Below are 17,329 nucleotides of genomic sequence, written 5' to 3' on the forward strand. Positions count from 1 at the left end.
GAATGAAGAATACTCCTTTTACTCAGAAACACATTGCGCTTGGTGCTAAAATGGCTCCTTTTGCCGGTTATAACATGCCCATTAGTTACAGTGGTATTAATGATGAACACGCTACAGTTCGCAAAGCAGTGGGTGTTTTTGATGTAAGCCATATGGGAGAATTCATTTTGAAAGGTGAAGGTGCATTGGCCCTCATTCAAAAAGTTACGAGTAACGATGCATCAAAACTCAAGAATGGCCAAGCTCAATACAGTTGTTTGCCCAACGAACAAGGAGGCATCGTAGACGACTTGTTGGTTTATTGTGTAGAAGAGAACAAAGTATACATGTTGGTTGTAAACGCTTCTAATATTGAGAAAGATTGGAACTGGATCAGCAAGCACAATACCGACAATGTTGAAATGCATAATATCTCTGATAAAACAGCTTTGTTAGCGGTTCAAGGCCCCGAAGCAACTAAAGTGATTCAGAGTTTGACGAGTATGGATGTTTTGAACTTAAAGTACTACACGTTTGCAAAAGGTGTATTTGCGGGAGTTGAAAACGTACTGATCAGTGCAACGGGCTATACCGGTGCGGGCGGAGTAGAAATCTATTTTGAAGATGTAAATGGTGCAGCCGATAAAATATGGGATGCTATTTTTGAAGCCGGCGCTTCGTACGGCATTAAACCAATTGGATTAGGAGCTCGTGATACCCTCCGTTTGGAAATGGGATTCTGTTTGTATGGCAACGACATCGATGACCAAACCTCACCTCTGGAAGCAGGATTAGGCTGGATCACAAAATTTACAAAAGAGTTTACTGCAAAGTCAATTCTTGAGCAACAAAAAGCAGCAGGGGTAACAAGAAAGTTGGTTGGATTTGAAATGATCGACAAAGGAATTCCCCGTCATCATTATGAAATTAAAACGGCAACAGGTGAAACAATTGGATTTGTGACTTCCGGAACCCAGTCTCCTAGCCTATCTAAAGCCATTGGTATGGGCTATGTACAAACCGGCTACGCCACCATTGATTCAGAGATATTTGTTGCTGTTCGAGATAAATTATTAAAAGCAAAGGTGGTAAAATTCCCTTTTGCATGATTTTTGAATAAAGCGGCATAAACGATCTTATGCCGCTTATTTATTTAACCACCTTTATTGAGGCACCCGTACAAAAGGTGTTCGATCTTAGTCGCGACATCAGCTGGCATGAAAAATCGATGAAACACACCGGTGAAAAAGCGGTGGCCGGCGTAACCATGGGGCTGATTAATTTGGGAGAATCTGTTACTTGGAAGGCCAAACATGTAGGAAAGCAGCGGTACTTGACGATGAAAATTACCGAAATGCAAGCGCCGAATAATTTTACAGATGAAATGATCAAAGGTGATTTCAAATCAATAAAGCATCAACACTTTTTCAAATCAATTGAAAATGGCACTTTGATGATTGATCTGTTTGAATTTAGAACTCCTTATGGAGTGGTTGGATCCTTGTTTAATCAGTTGTACTTAACGAACTATCTTAAAAGGCTGCTTGAATTGAGAAACAAACAATTGAAAGAAGCCGCGGAACGGCACTAAAGATTTGAATTATGAGTAGTGAAAAACCCACCCTGTTTACTTGTGTATCTCCCGCGTTATTGCATTTATACGATTTGAAGAATACGGTAGTAGTTGTAATTGATGTATTCCGCGCCACATCTACCATTGCTTCTGTTTTGCATCAAGGTGCAAAAGAAATCATTCCTGTAGATACTGTGCCCGGTGCGATAGAAATAAGTGAAAAGATTGGAGGTATTGCAGCAGGAGAAAGAGATGGTAAAATAGCTGATGGGCTTAGTCACGGAAACTCTCCTTTAGAATATCCAAGATCGTTTATCGAAGGAAAAACACTGGTGCTAACTACTACAAATGGAACCAAGTTACTGCACATGGCTTTGAACAATGGAGCAGAGAGTATCATTACTGGTTCCTTCCCTAATTTATCAGCTGTTTGTAAATATCTAATTGAATCGGGAAAGAATGTAGTACTCGGCTGTGCCGGTTGGAAAGATCGATTCAATTTAGAAGACACGCTCTTTGCCGGTGCCGTAGCATCCAGAATAAAAGAACATTTTACCATTCATTGTGACAGTACATTGGCTGCTCAATTGTTGTACGAACAGCACAAATCTGACCTTATTGGTTTCGCACCAAATATCACTCACTACCACAGATTGGTGGCTCGTTTTGGATTGATTGAAGACATCAGATTCTGTCTTACTGAAGATTGTGCCCCCGTACTTCCCTACTATACTAATGGGAAACTAATAGCAAAATGAGCCCTAAAGCATGATTCAAGGCAATAAAAATGCCCAAAAACCGTTATTTAGATGGGTAAAATTTCGCTTTTTTCCATTTTTGCATTAATATTGCCCTAGGAATAGCTGATAAGTCGCAGCTCAAACCTCTCAGCTCGTCAGTATTTCTTTCCATTCATTTATTAATTCAATTCACTTTTTCAACTCAAAAAGACTGCCCGTCTTAAGAATTTAATCTTTCAAGTATTGTTATGTACGATATCCTCCAATTGAACGACATGCTCGTTCCTGAACTCTTAGACATTGCCGAACAACTTAAAATTCAGAATGCCAAGAAAATGGACAAGCAAGAACTTGTTTACAAAATTCTTGACAAACAAGCTGTAATTGCTAGTGAAGACAAATCGGGTTCAGACGATAAAGGAAAGCGTAAACGCATTATTAAAACCACTACAGGAAATGCTACAGAAGATGCAGAAGTTGTAAGTGGAGATGATAAGCCTAAAAAAGATATAAAGAAAGAGCCTGTTCGTAAAAAAATTCCAATTGAAAAAGCGGGCCCTATTAAGAAAGGACGCAAGAAAGAGGATGATGATACAGACATGGAAACTGATGCGAACAATTCTGTTGAAAGCGAGCATACATCAGAAATAGCGAATATCGATTTTCAACCGGCACAAACAGAAGCTAGTTCTATTCAAGAACCTGGCCTGCCCATTGAACCGGCACCGGCTCCTCCTCAGCAAAATTTCAGAACCTTTCAGAACCAGAAGAAAGAACCAGTATTCAATATAGAGTTTGATGGTGTTATTACCGGTGAAGGTGTGTTAGAAATGATGCCTGATGGATATGGATTCCTGCGCTCTTCCGATTATAACTATTTGTCGTCTCCGGATGATGTGTATGTATCTCCTTCTCAAATCAAACTGTTTGGTTTAAAAACCGGGGATAGCGTGTATGGATCAGTGCGTCCTCCAAAAGAAGGGGAGAAATACTTTGCGTTATTGAAAGTAGAAACAATTAATGGAAAGAGTCCGGAAGAAGTAAGAGACCGCGTTCCTTTCGATTACTTAACTCCATTGTTCCCATTCGAGCGTTTAAATTTGTTTACTACACCTTCTATATACAGTACCAGAATCATGGACTTGTTCACACCGATAGGTAAAGGACAACGTGGTTTGATTGTAGCACAACCAAAAACCGGTAAAACGGTGTTGTTGAAAGAAGTGGCCAATGCCATTGCTTCAAACCATCCGGAATGTTACTTGATGGTGGTGTTGGTTGATGAAAGACCGGAGGAAGTAACGGATATGGAACGTAGTGTTAAAGCAGAAGTGATTGCCTCTACATTTGATGAGCCGGCAGAAAAGCACGTGAAAGTGAGTACCATAGCTTTGCAAAAAGCAAAACGTTTGGTGGAGTGCGGACACGATGTGGTGATCTTATTAGATTCAATTACTCGTTTGGCTCGTGCACATAATACAGTAGCTCCCTCTTCAGGTAAAGTGTTGTCGGGTGGTGTGGAAGCCAATGCCATGCAAAAACCAAAGCAGTTTTTTGGAGCGGCAAGAAAAGTAGAACATGGAGGGTCCTTGACTATTTTGGCTACAGCATTAATTGATACCGGTTCCAAAATGGATGAGGTGATTTTTGAAGAATTCAAAGGTACCGGTAACATGGAATTGCAACTCGATCGTCGTTTGGCAAACAAGCGGATCTTCCCTGCCATTGATATTGTAGCATCTTCAACTCGTAGAGATGACTTGTTGTTAGAAAGAGATGTTCTTCAACGTGTGAATCTTCTGCGTGTTTACTTGAACGATATGAATACGGAAGAAGCGATGCACGAATTGTTAAAGCGCATGCGCGGAACCAAGAGCAACGAAGAGTTTCTCGCCAGCATGAACGGATAAGCATTCTTCTAAATAAATTATAAAGGCTGATTATTCAGCCTTTTTTGTTTCCTTTATTACAGACTATGGCTGTTCAGAAATTAAATGTTGAAGCGTTTTTAGAACTGGCACAAAACTACCCGGTATTAGATGTTCGTAGCCCCGGAGAATACAAGCACGCAAGAATCCCGGGAGCTCACTCAATGCCATTATTCTCTGATGAGGAGCGCAAAGTAGTTGGAACAGCCTATAAACAACAAAGCCGGGAAAAAGCAATCAAGGTAGGGCTTGATTATTTTGGTCCGAAAATGCGCCCTTTTGTGGAGCAGGCTGAGGCATTAACGAGTGATCAGTTAAACCCTTCAAAAACCATTTTAGTTCATTGTTGGAGAGGTGGAATGAGAAGCGGTGCAATAGCCTGGTTATTGGATCTTTATGGATTCAAAGTATATAGTTTAGTAGGTGGATACAAAAAGTTTAGAAATTGGGTGATTGACTACCACAAATCATCTCATCAATTAAGTTTACTGGGTGGCTATACAGGGTCTGGAAAGACATGGGTACTAAAGGAGCTCGCAAAATCGGAATTGGTATTAGACCTTGAAGCGTTGGCTTCCCATAAGGGATCCACTTTTGGGCATTTAGGAATGCCCGAGCAGCCAACTCAAGAGCAGTTTGAAAACCTTCTGAGTTATCATTTGTATTTTCTTAAGAAGAAGAATGCTGATGCACCTGTTTGGCTTGAAGATGAAAGTCAACGTATCGGGCACGTCAATATTCCTCATGCATTTTGGGCTCAAATGAGGGCAGCACCTCTTTTATTTTTAGATATTCCTTTCGAGAAAAGATTGGAGTACCTGGAATTAGAATACGGTAGTTTGGATAAAGAGAAAATGGTGGAATCTATTGAACGCATCCAAAAGCGCTTGGGACCACTGGAAACAAAAACAGCTATTGCCTTCTTGAGGGAAGGGAATATTAAAGAGAGTTTTAGAATTTTATTGAAATACTACGACAAGTATTATACAAAAGGGCTCTTGAACAGAGCAGATTTAAAAGACCAACTTAAAAAAATAGAATGTGCTGATGTAAACGCATTGGCAACTATTGAGCGAATAAAGCAAGTATATGAGTGAAGAAGTTAAACTGACACAATATTCAAGAGGTGCCGGATGTGGCTGCAAAATAGCGCCAAAGGCTCTAGAAACAATATTAAAAGATGCATGGGTAGATGGTAAAACCTTTCCTTCATTACTCGTGGGTAATCAATCGAAAGATGATGCGGCTGTTTACGACTTGGGTAACGGAACATCATTAGTGGCAACCACGGATTTCTTTATGCCTATTGTTGATGACCCTTACGATTTTGGACGCATAGCTGCGGCAAATGCCATCAGCGACGTATATGCGATGGGCGGAAGGCCATTGGTGGCTTTGGCAATTTTAGGCTGGCCGGTTGAGCAATTACCCTTGGAATGGGCAACAAAAATAATTGAAGGCGGAAGGTCCGTATGTGCAGAAGTTGGAATTCCGTTGGCCGGCGGTCACAGTGTTGATACTACCGAGCCATTGTTTGGCTTGTCGGTAAATGGATTGGTGTCAAACAAACACTTAAAGCAAAACAATAGCGTAAAAGAAGGAGATCTCCTTTTTATTACAAAACCATTAGGCGTTGGCGTACTTACAACGGCAATGAAAAGAGGACTATTGCAATCAGAACATAAGGCGCTTTTACTAGACACCCTTACTACCGTCAATACAATTGGTTATGAACTTGGGCAGTTGGATGGTGTTACGGCCATGACCGATGTAACAGGATTCGGAATATTAGGGCATCTTACTGAAATGGCCGAGGGGAGCGGGTTGACAGCTCATTTGCAGTATTCTAAACTACCACTTATCGAAGGCGTTTCAGACTACATCAAGCAACGAATTTTTCCGGATGCAACTAGTAGAAATTGGAGCAGCTATAGTGCAGGTGTACGTTTTGAGAAAGGCGTGAATGTAATGGAAGCATTTACATTGCTTCCCGATCCTCAAACAAATGGAGGAATCTTGTTTTCAGTACGACCTGATTCTGTAGAAACAGTAATCGATGTATTGAAATCGAATGGGCTTTCAGATTTCTGCAGCCCCATTGGAAGTTTTGTGCAAGCAGGAGAAAAGCGAATTGAAGTATTGATTTAAGCGCTTAAAGAATCTATGGCTTTGGCTAAAGCGTGATCTTTTTCGGTAACAATGTCACCTGCATCATGCGTGTTTAACCATATTTCAACTTGATTCCAAACATTGCTCCAACGAGGATGGTGGTTAGCTTTTTCTGCCTCAATAGCTACTCGTGTCATAAAGGCAAATGCTTCTGAGAAGTTTGAAAAAACAAATTTTTTATACAAGGCATTTTCTTTTTCAATCCACATATGAAGAAGTTAAAAGATCAGATTTGATTTGCTTTTGATTTTTACCGGGGAAACTTCAACTACCAATTGTACAGCAGGGATGGATCGAAGGGTTTTGGTAAGGTCTTCCAAATAATCGGAACTTACAACATCACCTTTCATCAGCCAAATAAAATCAAGGTGCTTCATTTCCGGCAACAAGTACTCTCCATCGTTTTGATTGCAGTACACATAATGCACCAAACTACTGTTGGGCATGGGGTATTCAAAAATTGAGAAGTAGTAGTCGCGTTGTTTTCTCCTCAACTGAACTTCTAAATCAGCGTTTCTTCTAAAGTCATAACTCAACAATTGATTTAGCTGCCAGCAGATTTTATAATCATCTACCGGCGCTACCACTCCGAGGATTAATGTATCCTCGAAGAATTCTTTTTCCATTTCGTCTAAATCAATTTTGAGTTTCATAACTAGAACTGAACTTCAGTTGAAGCAACGGCTTCTCCTCTCTTATATTTAACGGTTGTTTTGTCGCCTTTTTTAAATTTCCCCAATGCTTGCATGTATGCTTCAACGGTATTGGTAGGGAAATCGCCTAGTTGTAAGATAACATCGTTTTTTTGAATTCCTGCTTTTTGTGCAGGTCGACCCTCGGTTACACCGTCTACATGTACTCCGGTTCCGGCATAGGTATAGTCGGGCATGATACCCATGCTAACACTGAAGCGGGCAGAAGTAGTGGTTTGTGTTTCGCGGGTTTTGGTAAATACAAGTCTATTATAGGCCGGAGTTGCATCTACAATTGAACTTACAAATTTTACGATCTGAAGTTCGCCCATATAATTGATTTTATCGGCATCGTCGCTAGGGCGGTGGTAATCGCTGTGTAAACCTGTGAAGAAGAAAAGAACGGGAATGTCTTTTCTGTAAAATGAGGTATGATCACTTGGTCCGGTGCCACTTGAATCGTACTTGAGGGTGAAATAGGATTTCTTATCGGAGCTGTACTTTGTAAATAGCTGACTCCACCAAGGCGAAGTGCCAAAACCGCCCACTGTAAGTACTTTGGTGCTGTCGTTCAATCGACCCACCATATCCATATTGATCATATAGTTAACCGACTTTAAGTCAATAGTTGGATTATCGGCAAAGTATTTTGATCCATTCAATCCAAGCTCTTCGGCAGAGAAGGCTAGGAACAAGTAGTTTTGTTTTGTTTCTTTCTTGTTTTTGAAATAGCGGGCCAATTCAATCATGGCTGCGGTGCCACTCGCGTTATCGTCGGCTCCATTGTGAATCAATTTTTCGCCGGTTCTTACCATAGAGTTACCATCTTCTCCGTATCCGAGGTGGTCGAAGTGTGCACCTATTACAACGGTAGAGCTAGCACCATTGTCAATGTATCCAACAATATTGGCTCCTTTCCTTATTTTGTCGGTGATGGCAACTTTCAATTTCATGTCAAGTGTAGCTTCCGGATCGCTAAGGACTTTCTTTCTACCGGTCTCAGTGATGTACAGTACCGGGATTGGCGCCATTTCAGGGCGATCTTTTGGGTTGAATTTCAGATTGTCAACTATAGTACCTGTATTGTAAACAATAAACGCTGTAGCGCCTTTTTCCGCGGCCTTCGCAGCCTTGTTTTTCAATTCGGTAGAAAGATCGAAATGTGGATTGTCTTTATTTTCTTCTAAATATTCTTTTAGATCAATAAACCAGGGAACGCCTTTTTCTGGAAGCGTAGCAGAAACCGCCGCTTCGGTGCTGCCATTAGCGCTGAAAGTAAGGGGGTAGAAGTCTTGATTTACCTTTAGTTCATTTCCATTGATGATCAAAAAAGTTGCAGAACCAATCTGTTTTCCATCATTGATGTCAAATTCCTGTCGAAATCCATCATTTCCTTTTGGACTCAGTCCAATGGCTTCAAACTGTTTAACAATATATTCTTGCGCCTTCTTCTCTCCTTCTGTTCCTGCACGTCTGCCCTCTAGTTCATCGCTTGCTAAGAAGCTGATATGAGTTTGAAGGTTTGTAAAGATAGGTTTGTCGGCTTTTTTGAGTTTTTGAGCGTTACCAACTAATGTAAGTGCTGATAGAGCGATCGTAATATAGGTGCGCATGTATACTGGTTTGTAAATCAAAATCAATAATAGTGCAAAGGTAGCAGGAGAATCTGTTAAATTCTTTACCGTTTTAGGGATTTAAGATCAGTTTTGAATACTGTAATACCCATCCGGCCTGGGCACCGGTTAAGGCCTTTTTTTCTAAATTCGACATAATGGCTTTGCGAACACCCGGTTTGTCAAAATCATGGTAGGTAAGCGCAAATTGAAGCTCATTTCCGTTTTTCAGAAAGGTTTTTTCTAATAAGGGTGATTTTTTAATGGCAATCTCAAAAACAACGGATTTGTCTTGCCTGTTTACGGCGATTTTAGAATCGCTGATTATTTTTTGTGCGATACTATCTTTTATATCTGCTTGTAGTTTTTGGTTGAGGAGAGCTTGAATGGAGCTCGTTTGAGTTTGGGTGCTGTCTTTCGGTGCTAGGATTAACTCGAAATGGTCGCCAGGGCTTGTGCTATCGGGATAAACGAGGCTGTCATCATATGCTTCACCTAAAATGTAGATGTAGTTTGCATCCCAACAGATTTTGAATTTTCCCATATAATCGGTGGCGTGGGGCAGTTTGCCTTCAAAATTCTTATCCAATAGAACGGAGGGAGCAGTGCTCCAACAATCATCATTTTTCTTACCGTCAATTGAAGGCGCACTTAAAATGGCAGCGGATTGAATGGTTGCTGAGTCGCTTGGGTTTGATTCGCAAGCTACTGCAACCAATAGAAGAAGGGCGTATAAGAGATAAGATTTCATGAGGCAAAATTACTGGAATAAACAGGATAATGGAAGCCTAAACGGCTCTGGACCACGAAATAGGGTCATTTTATCGGTTCGCCCCTTATTTAAATAATTTAAAATCTGTTTCTTCAACTGGACTTTTTTCCTTTACTTTTGCCAATTGGCCTTATCTGAAGAGCCATTTTTAAGTATTGACGCGAAAGCTGCTAAAAAAAACGAACCGAATGGCCTTACCCCATCTTACGAAATATGTGTACACCCATGGAACCGATGAAGTGATCCGTAGAGGTAAAAAGATACACGCTATTGGATATGTAGAGTTGGTTGACTTTGATGAACTGTTGGACTCTGTTACGTTTCGCGTAAAAGATGACAGTTATGCTACCTACTATAAAGTTCATATCCAAAAGTTCAAAGACCCAAAGGCGATGTCGCTACGATGTGCCTGCCCCTATAATTTAGGAGATATTTGCCGTCACGAGGCTGCATCACTTATTCAACTTCAAGAGTTGATTGATCGGAATATGTTGAAGAGTGAACAGATCGCTTACGACCAGAAGCACACGGTGGTGAAGATGAAGTTTATAGATTTGAAAACACTTCGATTGCTTTGTTCTCCCGAATCGTATCAAGCAGCTGAGAAATACTTGCGTACACAAAAGCCACGAATAGAACACGCCAAAGATGAGGTGGTAAAAGCTAGTGTAGCTATTGACGGTACAAATTATCCCGTTGTATTAAGAAAGAACGAAGAACGTAACTTCGATACAAGTTCAACATTTGAGGATGCCAATCATCCCTTGAGCTTACCCAAAGTAATTTTATTCTTGCATCTCTTGAATACGTATGGTCCTCATTATTTCGACACCATTCGCAATTGGGATAAAGAAAAGAACAAGTTATTAGAAGCCTATGGCTACTCACTAAGTGACGATTTAACCGGTAAGTTTGAGTTTACGTATAAGGAAGGGAAGCCATTTTTACGCGTATTGGATACGAGCATAAAAAGAGTAAGTCCGCAAGAAGTTGCAAAGTCGAAACCAATTCCAACCATTGCTCCTGTTGAGAAGGAAGTAGTGAGTGAAGAAGAGGTGAAGGTCGTTCCTGCGGGTAAATCAACTAGGATTGGCGCTGTTTTTAATTTGAGTCACGATAGCTATCCGGGCTTTACAGTAGACGCTATTGGTGGCGAAGTGAACGATAACAGTGATGCATTTGTAGGAAAGGTGGAGAAACTTGATTTAAGCAAGTTTGTAAATCCGGAAGATTATAATGAGTTGGATCAGCAATTGATTCCTACGCTTCGAAAGATGCACACCTCCGAGATCACTAAATATTTGAACAGAAACTCTCCTTTTAGTGCGATATGGGAGAACATCATACATCACGAAGAAGATGATTTGCCGGAAGACACCAAGGCTTTGATGATTGATTATCTTCATCCGAAACTGAAAAAGTTCTTCGCTGAGAATTCTCTGAACCCATTACTTTTTTACTATAAGAATAAGAAATCGTTTAAAACCGAAGACCTGAAAACCTTTGGAATGAGTACTGATTTCATCACGCCTTTTTTCAAGGTGAAGATGGAAAAGTCGCAGTATGAAGTGCAATGCTGGGTTCGTTTGAATGGTAAAGATGTTCCTCTTAGCAGCAATGAGTTAAAAAACAACTTACTCTTTTTCTTTGAAGAAAATCTTTATTGCTGGGGAAGTGCGGAAGATGCAAACCTCCTCTTACAATTTGAAAGCAAAGGAAAATTAAGTTATTCTAAAACCGATTGGCCTGTTCAATTGCAACAAACTGTGTTGCCATTGAGTAGAACCTATTCTGTAGAATTTGAGCCTTCTTTGATCAGTGAAGTGAAAGACGGAGAGCCGGAGAAGCGTGTAGTGTTACAAGAGAAAGGTGATTATCTGGTATTTCAACCGCTGTTCACTTACAAAGGCTTTGAAACGAAGCCCGGAGGGAAAGATGAATTAATAATACCTGATGGCAATAAAGTGATGGTGGTAAAGCGCGACAAAGAGAAGGAGTTGCACTTCATTCAAAAGCTGGAAGCCTTGCACTCCAACTTTATTCGACCTGATGGCGGCCAGCAATTGGCCTTGAAGGGTGGAGATGTGTTGAAGAACAATTGGTTTTTCTTGTTCGTGGATGCGATGAGGGATCTAAAAGTGCCTGTTTTTGGACATGATGCATTAAAGAATTTCCGATTCAATACTGCGAAGCCGCAAACCAAGATTCATATTAGTAGCAATACCGATTGGTTTGATGCAAAAATTGACATAGAATTTGGCGACCAAAAAGTAACGATCGCCGACGTAAAGAAGGCGCTCTCCAACAAACAGCAATTTGTTCCGCTTCAGGATGGTACTTTGGGTATTTTGCCTGAAGAGTGGATCAAGAAATATTCATTGTTGTTTAGGGTTGGTGAAGGAAAGCAGAATCAATTGAAGCTTTCTAAGTACCACATGAGTGTGATCGACGAGTTGTATGAGAACAGAAACGAAGAAGAGCTGGTACTGAAATTGGAGGAGAAATATGAGCAATTAAGAGAATTCAAGAATATTCGGGAAGTGCCACCACCGGCGCATTTGGCACCTATTCTCAGGCCTTATCAGGAGCATGGTTTCCATTGGTTGAACTATTTAACTGAAGTGGGTTGGGGCGGGATTTTAGCAGATGATATGGGTTTGGGTAAAACCATTCAAGCGCTCTGTTACTTGCATCATTTCAAAGCAAGCACCGGTAATTTGAGGGCCTTGGTAGTGTGTCCAACAACCTTGATGTTCAACTGGGAGAATGAGATCAAGAAATTTACACCCAACTTGACATACCATATTCATCATGGTGGTGAAAGAACAAGGATCAAGGATCAGTTCATGACCACGAATGTGATCATTACCACATATGGAACTTTAAGAAGCGATATTAAGTTGTTGGTTGACATTCCGTTCGATTATGTAGTATTGGATGAATCGCAAGCCATTAAAAACCCTGCAAGCAAGGTTACAAAAGCTGCTTCGCTCATTAACGCCAAACATCGTTTGTGTTTGAGTGGTACGCCGCTTCAAAACAACACTTTTGATATTTATGCGCAGATGAACTTCCTCAATCCGGGTATGTTGGGAAGTATGGAATATTTCCGCCAGGAGTTTGCCATACCCATCGATAAATTCGGGGAAGCCGATCGAAAAGATCATTTGAGAAAGTTGTTGTTCCCTTTCATTCTAAGAAGAACGAAAGAGCAAGTGGCGAAGGATCTTCCTGAGAAATTGGAAATGGTGTTGTTCTGCGAGATGCAAGAAGATCAAAGAGCAATTTACGATGCGTATAGAAATGATTTTAGGGATAAGATTTTGGGCACTATTGAATCGGCCGGTATACAGAAATCGCAGTTGACGATTTTGCAGGGCTTGATGAAGTTGCGACAAATTTGCGATTCTCCGGCTATTATGAATGAGCAAGAGAAGTTCCCAAATCACTCAATTAAATTGGAAGAAATTGGAAGAGAAATCACTGAAAACATCAGTAATCACAAAGCTCTGATCTTCTCTCAATTCTTAGGAATGTTGGCGTTGATCAAAGATAAGTTGAAGGAGTTGGAAGTTGATTTTGAATACTTCGACGGAAGTACCACTGCTGTTGATCGTGAGCGAGCCATTCAGCGCTTCCAAAATGATGAAAAGTGCAGGGTGTTTTTGATATCGTTGAAAGCCGGTGGTGTGGGTTTGAACTTGACAGCGGCCGACTATGTATACATCGTTGATCCATGGTGGAACCCGGCTGTTGAGCAGCAAGCTATTGACCGTACCCACCGTATTGGTCAGACGAAGAATATCTTCGCTTATCGAATGATTTGTAAAGATACCATTGAAGATAAAATTCTTCAGCTCCAAGAGAAAAAGAGAGCTTTAGCGAAAGACTTAATAACTGATGATGATGGTTTTGTGAAGAGCCTCACGAAAGAAGATGTTGAGTATTTGTTTAGCTAATTAATAGGGCAAGGACTCGTTCCTTGCCTTTTTGTTGTAACCTTTATCAATAGTGTTTAAAACTCATCTTAGCAGTATGAAATGGATGTTGGCAATTTCTATTGGACTACTGATCGTTTTTTCAGCGAATGCACAAGATTCGACTACCGTTTTGCGAGATCGATACAACAAAGAGGCCATTCTTCTAAGTTTTCCCTACTATTATAAAAATGATGTTCGGTTGCCTTTAAGAAAGCTTAAAGATGATCTGTTCATTTCTCCTAAGGCTTATATCGCATTTGAGCAGGGCTATAGAAGGTACAGAACAGGTAAAGTGCTAACATTTACAGCTTTGGCTGCCAATATTGTGTCCTTGGCTACAATTAACAGCAATCGTCAATTGTCTACTGGACTCCTCATTGGCACCGTGGTAACAAATTTTGTAGGCATGCGTATAAGTTTTGGTGGTAAACGCTTGATTGAAAAGGCTGTTTTCTTGAGAAACCGGGAGCTTTTGTTTCCGGAGTCAAAACATTGAAATTAAGGCCTGCTTGAGGCGTCCACTTGTCCGTTTTAAATGCCTTTTAACCCAAAGGAAAGGTTAAAGGACAAAATAACTACGAAGACCTTACAAGTTTCTTAACCTTCCGGCGTCTAATACTGTCATAAGTAAGTTCCCCTAATCAATTTTATGAGAAAAATCATTATTCTGTTGAGTGTGATGCTGTTAGGTGCAGCGCTCCCTGTTTTAGCCCAAACAAAAGTGACCGGATCGGTAAAAGGTAAGTTGATTGATTCTGTGAAGAAGGAATCAATGGCAGAGGCAACTGTTACCGTATATAATGCAAAAGATTCATCTGTTATTGGATATACCTTGGCAAATGCAAAGGGTGAATTTGAAATTAAGAATCTTGATCCGGGCATGTACCGTTTAACTGTCAGCTTTTCGGGATACGACCCCTATTCAAAGAACTTCATGATCTCAAATGACTTTCCTACAGTAAACTTGAACAATATTTATATGGATCGCAAGGGTACTACCTTAGATGCTGTGGTGGTGGAAGGTCCTCCAATTCAGGTTAAGAAGGATACGGTTGAATTCAGAGCCAGTGCGTTTAAGGTAAAACCAAATGCGAATGCTGAAGATATTTTAAAGAAACTACCCGGAGTACAAGTTGATAAAGACGGTAACGTAAAGGCTCAAGGTGAAGATGTACAAAAGGTGGTTGTAGATGGTAAAGAATTTTTTGGAACTGATCCTAAATTGGCGACAAAGAATATTACTGCTGACATGATCGAGTCAATTCAAGTATTCGATGATATGAGCGATCAAGCCAAGTTTACAAAAATTGATGATGGAAGTAGAACAAAGACCATCAATATCAAATTGAAAAAAGACAAGAAAAAAGGATATTTTGGAAAATTTGTTGCCGGAGGTGGTACAGACGATCGTTATGAGAGCAGCTTGTCGTTTAATAAGTTCAATGGCGATCAAAGAATTTCATTGTTGGCAGGTTCTAACAACTTAAACAAGCAAACCTTCTCTTTTTCAGATATTGTTAGTTCAATGGGAGGTTTTGGATCTCGTGGCGGTGGCGGCATGGGCGGTGGAGCCGGATTCGGTGGTGGCGGTGGTTCTAATTTTGGGGTTAACACCGGAAATGGTATTAACACCAATACTAACGTAGGCTTAAACTTCACTGATAAGTACAAGAAAGTAGATTTAACCGGCAGCTATTTCTTTTCTAATAGTTTGAATAGAAACGAAAGAAGCAGTTATCGTCAAACCTTCTTCCCCAATGACAGTACCGCACAACAAACTTCAGAGAGTATTTCAAAGACGTTGAATCAAAACCACCGTTTCAATTTGAGGTTGGAGTATTTTATGGATTCAAGCAACTCGTTATTGTATACTCCTAGTTTTACATTGCAGCATTCTACTGCAGATAGTCGCGATACTAGTTTTACCAATTCTGTGTCGCCAACAAAAACCTACCAAGCAATTACCGGTGTAACCAACAACCACACAGAAAGAGATGGTTATACGTTGAATAATAATTTCTTGTTCCGCCATAAATTTAAAACGATAGGTAGAACTTTCACTCTAGGCTTGAATAGCTCAGTAGGCAATAGCGATGGTAGTGGTGAGAATTTTTCTCCTTATACTTTCTACAACAGCGATGGTACTATCAACCGTATTCGTCGTCAAGATCAAGTGAGCGAGCAAACAACAAAGTCGTTCAACAACGTTATCAGCGCGTCATACACTGAGCCTATCGCTAATAATAAGTTGTTGGAATTCAACTATGCGTATACCAACAATCACAATACCAGCGATCGTAAAGTGTACGATTATGGTACGATCAGCGGTAAGTATGATTCTTTAAACTTGCAGCAAACCAACTATTTTGAAAATGATTTTGTGGCAAACAGAATTGGCGCAAATTTCAGAGTACAGAACGCTAAGTATAACTATCAAATTGGTGGCGCAATGCAACAATCGAGTTTGTCGAGTAGAAGCGTAAGAGCCGCTACCGGGAAAGATACCACGCTTAAACAGAACTTCGTTAACTTCTTCCCAACTGCTAATTTCCAATACAGCTGGTCGAGAAGCAAAACGCTGAATATGCGTTACAACGGCCGTACCAATCAACCGTCTGTATCTCAATTACAAGACGTTCCGGATGTAAGCAACCCTCTTCAAATTGTTACCGGTAATCCTTCATTGAAGCAAGAGTTTACCAACAACATCAACTTGTCGTACCGTACATTCAACATGGCATCATTTAAGTTTTTGAATGTGAATTTGAGTGCCGGAAATACCAATAACAAGATTGTAAATAGTATTGATACAGTAAGTAAAGGGGTTCAATTGATTAGACCTGTGAACTTAGACGGCGCAATGAATGCCAACTCTTTTGTTACCTTGGGCTTACCATTGAAAGGGAAATTGAAAGGAAGTAATTTCAATTTCAACAACAGTATTCGCTATAACAAAGACGTGAGCTTGCTGTACAAACAAAAGAATATTACACAAACTTGGATCATTACGCAAACGGTTGGAATTAATCTCGATATCAAACAGAAATTGAATTTAGGATTGAATGCTAGTTTAGCATACAATAAGGTGAATTATTCAGTAGCAACGAGTAGCAACCTCAATCAGAAATACTATACGCAAACCTACTCTGCGGATGTGAGTTATTTGGGATTGAAGAATTGGGTGTTTTCGAGTGATTTCGACTATTATGTAAATACGGGTCGTGGAGCAGGGTTTAACCAAACCATTCCTTTGTGGAATGCGAGCATCGCGCATCAATTGTTTAAGAAGAAAAATGGTGAGTTGAAATTGTCTGTAAACGACTTATTGAATCAGAACCAATCAATTTCAAGAAGTGTAGGTGATAACTATATCCAAGATACCCGTCAATTGGTGTTAAAGCGCTATTTCTTGCTAACCTTCACATACAATTTGAGCAAGGGTCAGCGCCAGCAGTCTGGAATGCCTAATTTACCGCCAGGCGTTGAACGTCAAATCAACCGTCAGTTCAGAACAGGTGGAGGCGGGATGATGCCCGGCCCCAACGGAGGTCAATAACAGATCGCTACATAAAGCGAGTGAGTCCCTTCAGATAGACTTAGGTCTATTTGAAGGGATTTTCTTATAAAAAAATCCCCCGGATTGCTCCAGGGGACTAGCACTAACGTATTTGGTTTCAGAGGTAAGTGCTATAAATTTAACTATTTGATATTCAGGCTATTAATGCTTGCCGTAGCGATTCTCGCTTGTAGCAAAAGGGGAGTTCCCCAAAACAACAACAGCTAATAAAGATTTGAAAAAGCTCATCAGATTTGATGATGGGCGATAGATACCCTTGTAGATTTTGGTACGGTGGGTATCGTAATACATTGGATTCTTTGACAT

Annotated in this window: 13 protein-coding genes; 9 read left to right on the forward strand and 4 right to left on the reverse strand. The window is 40.4% G+C overall.

Features of this window, described 5'->3' with window-relative positions; all coding sequences use genetic code 11:
* Window positions 1-2 precede the first annotated feature (2 nt).
* The 6 genes from gcvT to selD all read left to right on the forward strand — a co-directional run bounded on the left by gcvT (window position 3) and on the right by selD (window position 6,368).
* Complete coding sequence (gcvT, locus tag ACQ2HE_RS02760) at window positions 3-1,088, forward strand: glycine cleavage system aminomethyltransferase GcvT (RefSeq protein ID WP_430894789.1); 1,086 nt, start codon at window positions 3-5, stop codon at window positions 1,086-1,088.
* A 29-nt stretch (window positions 1,089-1,117) separates the two neighbouring features.
* Window positions 1,118-1,570, forward strand: coding sequence for an SRPBCC family protein (locus ACQ2HE_RS02765; RefSeq protein WP_430894787.1), 453 nt, complete (start codon window positions 1,118-1,120; stop codon window positions 1,568-1,570).
* A gap of 11 nt (window positions 1,571-1,581) precedes the next feature.
* Window positions 1,582-2,310: a 2-phosphosulfolactate phosphatase gene (locus tag ACQ2HE_RS02770; RefSeq protein ID WP_430894785.1), complete on the forward strand. Its 729-nt coding sequence runs from the start codon at window positions 1,582-1,584 to the stop codon at window positions 2,308-2,310.
* 230 nt (window positions 2,311-2,540) lie between these two features.
* Window positions 2,541-4,202, forward strand: coding sequence for a transcription termination factor Rho (gene rho / locus ACQ2HE_RS02775; RefSeq protein WP_430894783.1), 1,662 nt, complete (start codon window positions 2,541-2,543; stop codon window positions 4,200-4,202).
* Window positions 4,203-4,267: 65 nt separating this feature from the next.
* On the forward strand, window positions 4,268-5,317 hold the full coding sequence (mnmH, locus tag ACQ2HE_RS02780; protein WP_430894781.1) for a tRNA 2-selenouridine(34) synthase MnmH: 1,050 nt from the start codon (window positions 4,268-4,270) through the stop codon (window positions 5,315-5,317).
* Window positions 5,310-6,368, forward strand: a complete 1,059-nt coding sequence (gene selD / locus ACQ2HE_RS02785; RefSeq protein WP_430894779.1) for a selenide, water dikinase SelD — start codon at window positions 5,310-5,312, stop codon at window positions 6,366-6,368. The genes mnmH and selD overlap by 8 nt, the downstream gene beginning before the upstream one ends.
* Here selD and ACQ2HE_RS02790 read toward each other — a convergent pair.
* The 4 genes from ACQ2HE_RS02790 to ACQ2HE_RS02805 all read right to left on the reverse strand — a co-directional run bounded on the left by ACQ2HE_RS02790 (window position 6,365) and on the right by ACQ2HE_RS02805 (window position 9,445).
* Window positions 6,365-6,598, reverse strand: a complete 234-nt coding sequence (locus tag ACQ2HE_RS02790) for a 4a-hydroxytetrahydrobiopterin dehydratase (protein ID WP_430894777.1) — start codon at window positions 6,596-6,598, stop codon at window positions 6,365-6,367. The two genes, selD and ACQ2HE_RS02790, sit on opposite strands and share 4 nt — an antisense overlap.
* Before the next feature lie 9 nt (window positions 6,599-6,607).
* Complete coding sequence (locus tag ACQ2HE_RS02795; RefSeq protein WP_430894775.1) at window positions 6,608-7,042, reverse strand: IPExxxVDY family protein; 435 nt, start codon at window positions 7,040-7,042, stop codon at window positions 6,608-6,610.
* A gap of 2 nt (window positions 7,043-7,044) precedes the next feature.
* A complete protein-coding gene (locus tag ACQ2HE_RS02800; protein WP_430894773.1) occupies window positions 7,045-8,694 on the reverse strand; it encodes a M20/M25/M40 family metallo-hydrolase in 1,650 nt (549 codons plus the stop codon).
* Between the two features lie 73 nt (window positions 8,695-8,767).
* On the reverse strand, window positions 8,768-9,445 hold the full coding sequence (locus ACQ2HE_RS02805; protein ID WP_430894771.1) for a sugar-binding protein: 678 nt from the start codon (window positions 9,443-9,445) through the stop codon (window positions 8,768-8,770).
* A 209-nt stretch (window positions 9,446-9,654) separates the two neighbouring features.
* Here ACQ2HE_RS02805 and ACQ2HE_RS02810 point away from each other — a divergent pair, with 209 nt between their 5' ends.
* The 3 genes from ACQ2HE_RS02810 to ACQ2HE_RS02820 all read left to right on the forward strand — a co-directional run bounded on the left by ACQ2HE_RS02810 (window position 9,655) and on the right by ACQ2HE_RS02820 (window position 17,002).
* The gene (locus tag ACQ2HE_RS02810; protein ID WP_430894769.1) at window positions 9,655-13,425 is read left to right on the forward strand and encodes a DEAD/DEAH box helicase; all 3,771 of its coding nucleotides are present in this window, start codon (window positions 9,655-9,657) and stop codon (window positions 13,423-13,425) included.
* A 76-nt stretch (window positions 13,426-13,501) separates the two neighbouring features.
* Window positions 13,502-13,942 carry a hypothetical protein gene (locus tag ACQ2HE_RS02815; RefSeq protein ID WP_430894767.1) on the forward strand — a complete coding sequence of 147 codons (441 nt, stop codon included), beginning with the start codon at window positions 13,502-13,504 and terminating at the stop codon, window positions 13,940-13,942.
* A 153-nt stretch (window positions 13,943-14,095) separates the two neighbouring features.
* Complete coding sequence (locus tag ACQ2HE_RS02820; RefSeq protein ID WP_430894765.1) at window positions 14,096-17,002, forward strand: outer membrane beta-barrel protein; 2,907 nt, start codon at window positions 14,096-14,098, stop codon at window positions 17,000-17,002.
* Window positions 17,003-17,329 lie beyond the last annotated feature (327 nt).

The sequence above is a fragment of the Endoryza foliicola genome, from assembly GCF_050589245.1.
GTDB lineage: Bacteria > Bacteroidota > Bacteroidia > Chitinophagales > Chitinophagaceae > Endoryza > Endoryza foliicola.

What these genes read in the sequence shown, in the direction of transcription:
- ACQ2HE_RS02805 (WP_430894771.1), bottom strand. Translation starts at nt 9,445, where the DNA reads ATGAAATCTTATCTCTTATACGCCCTTCTTCTATTGGTTGCAGTAGCT.
- ACQ2HE_RS02770 (WP_430894785.1), top strand. Translation starts at nt 1,582, where the DNA reads ATGAGTAGTGAAAAACCCACCCTGTTTACTTGTGTATCTCCCGCGTTA.
- ACQ2HE_RS02790 (WP_430894777.1), bottom strand. Translation starts at nt 6,598, where the DNA reads ATGTGGATTGAAAAAGAAAATGCCTTGTATAAAAAATTTGTTTTTTCA.
- selD (WP_430894779.1), top strand. Translation starts at nt 5,310, where the DNA reads ATGAGTGAAGAAGTTAAACTGACACAATATTCAAGAGGTGCCGGATGT.
- ACQ2HE_RS02765 (WP_430894787.1), top strand. Translation starts at nt 1,118, where the DNA reads ATGCCGCTTATTTATTTAACCACCTTTATTGAGGCACCCGTACAAAAG.
- rho (WP_430894783.1), top strand. Translation starts at nt 2,541, where the DNA reads ATGTACGATATCCTCCAATTGAACGACATGCTCGTTCCTGAACTCTTA.
- ACQ2HE_RS02800 (WP_430894773.1), bottom strand. Translation starts at nt 8,694, where the DNA reads ATGCGCACCTATATTACGATCGCTCTATCAGCACTTACATTAGTTGGT.
- ACQ2HE_RS02810 (WP_430894769.1), top strand. Translation starts at nt 9,655, where the DNA reads ATGGCCTTACCCCATCTTACGAAATATGTGTACACCCATGGAACCGAT.
- mnmH (WP_430894781.1), top strand. Translation starts at nt 4,268, where the DNA reads ATGGCTGTTCAGAAATTAAATGTTGAAGCGTTTTTAGAACTGGCACAA.
- ACQ2HE_RS02795 (WP_430894775.1), bottom strand. Translation starts at nt 7,042, where the DNA reads ATGAAACTCAAAATTGATTTAGACGAAATGGAAAAAGAATTCTTCGAG.
- ACQ2HE_RS02820 (WP_430894765.1), top strand. Translation starts at nt 14,096, where the DNA reads ATGAGAAAAATCATTATTCTGTTGAGTGTGATGCTGTTAGGTGCAGCG.
- ACQ2HE_RS02815 (WP_430894767.1), top strand. Translation starts at nt 13,502, where the DNA reads ATGAAATGGATGTTGGCAATTTCTATTGGACTACTGATCGTTTTTTCA.
- gcvT (WP_430894789.1), top strand. Translation starts at nt 3, where the DNA reads ATGAAGAATACTCCTTTTACTCAGAAACACATTGCGCTTGGTGCTAAA.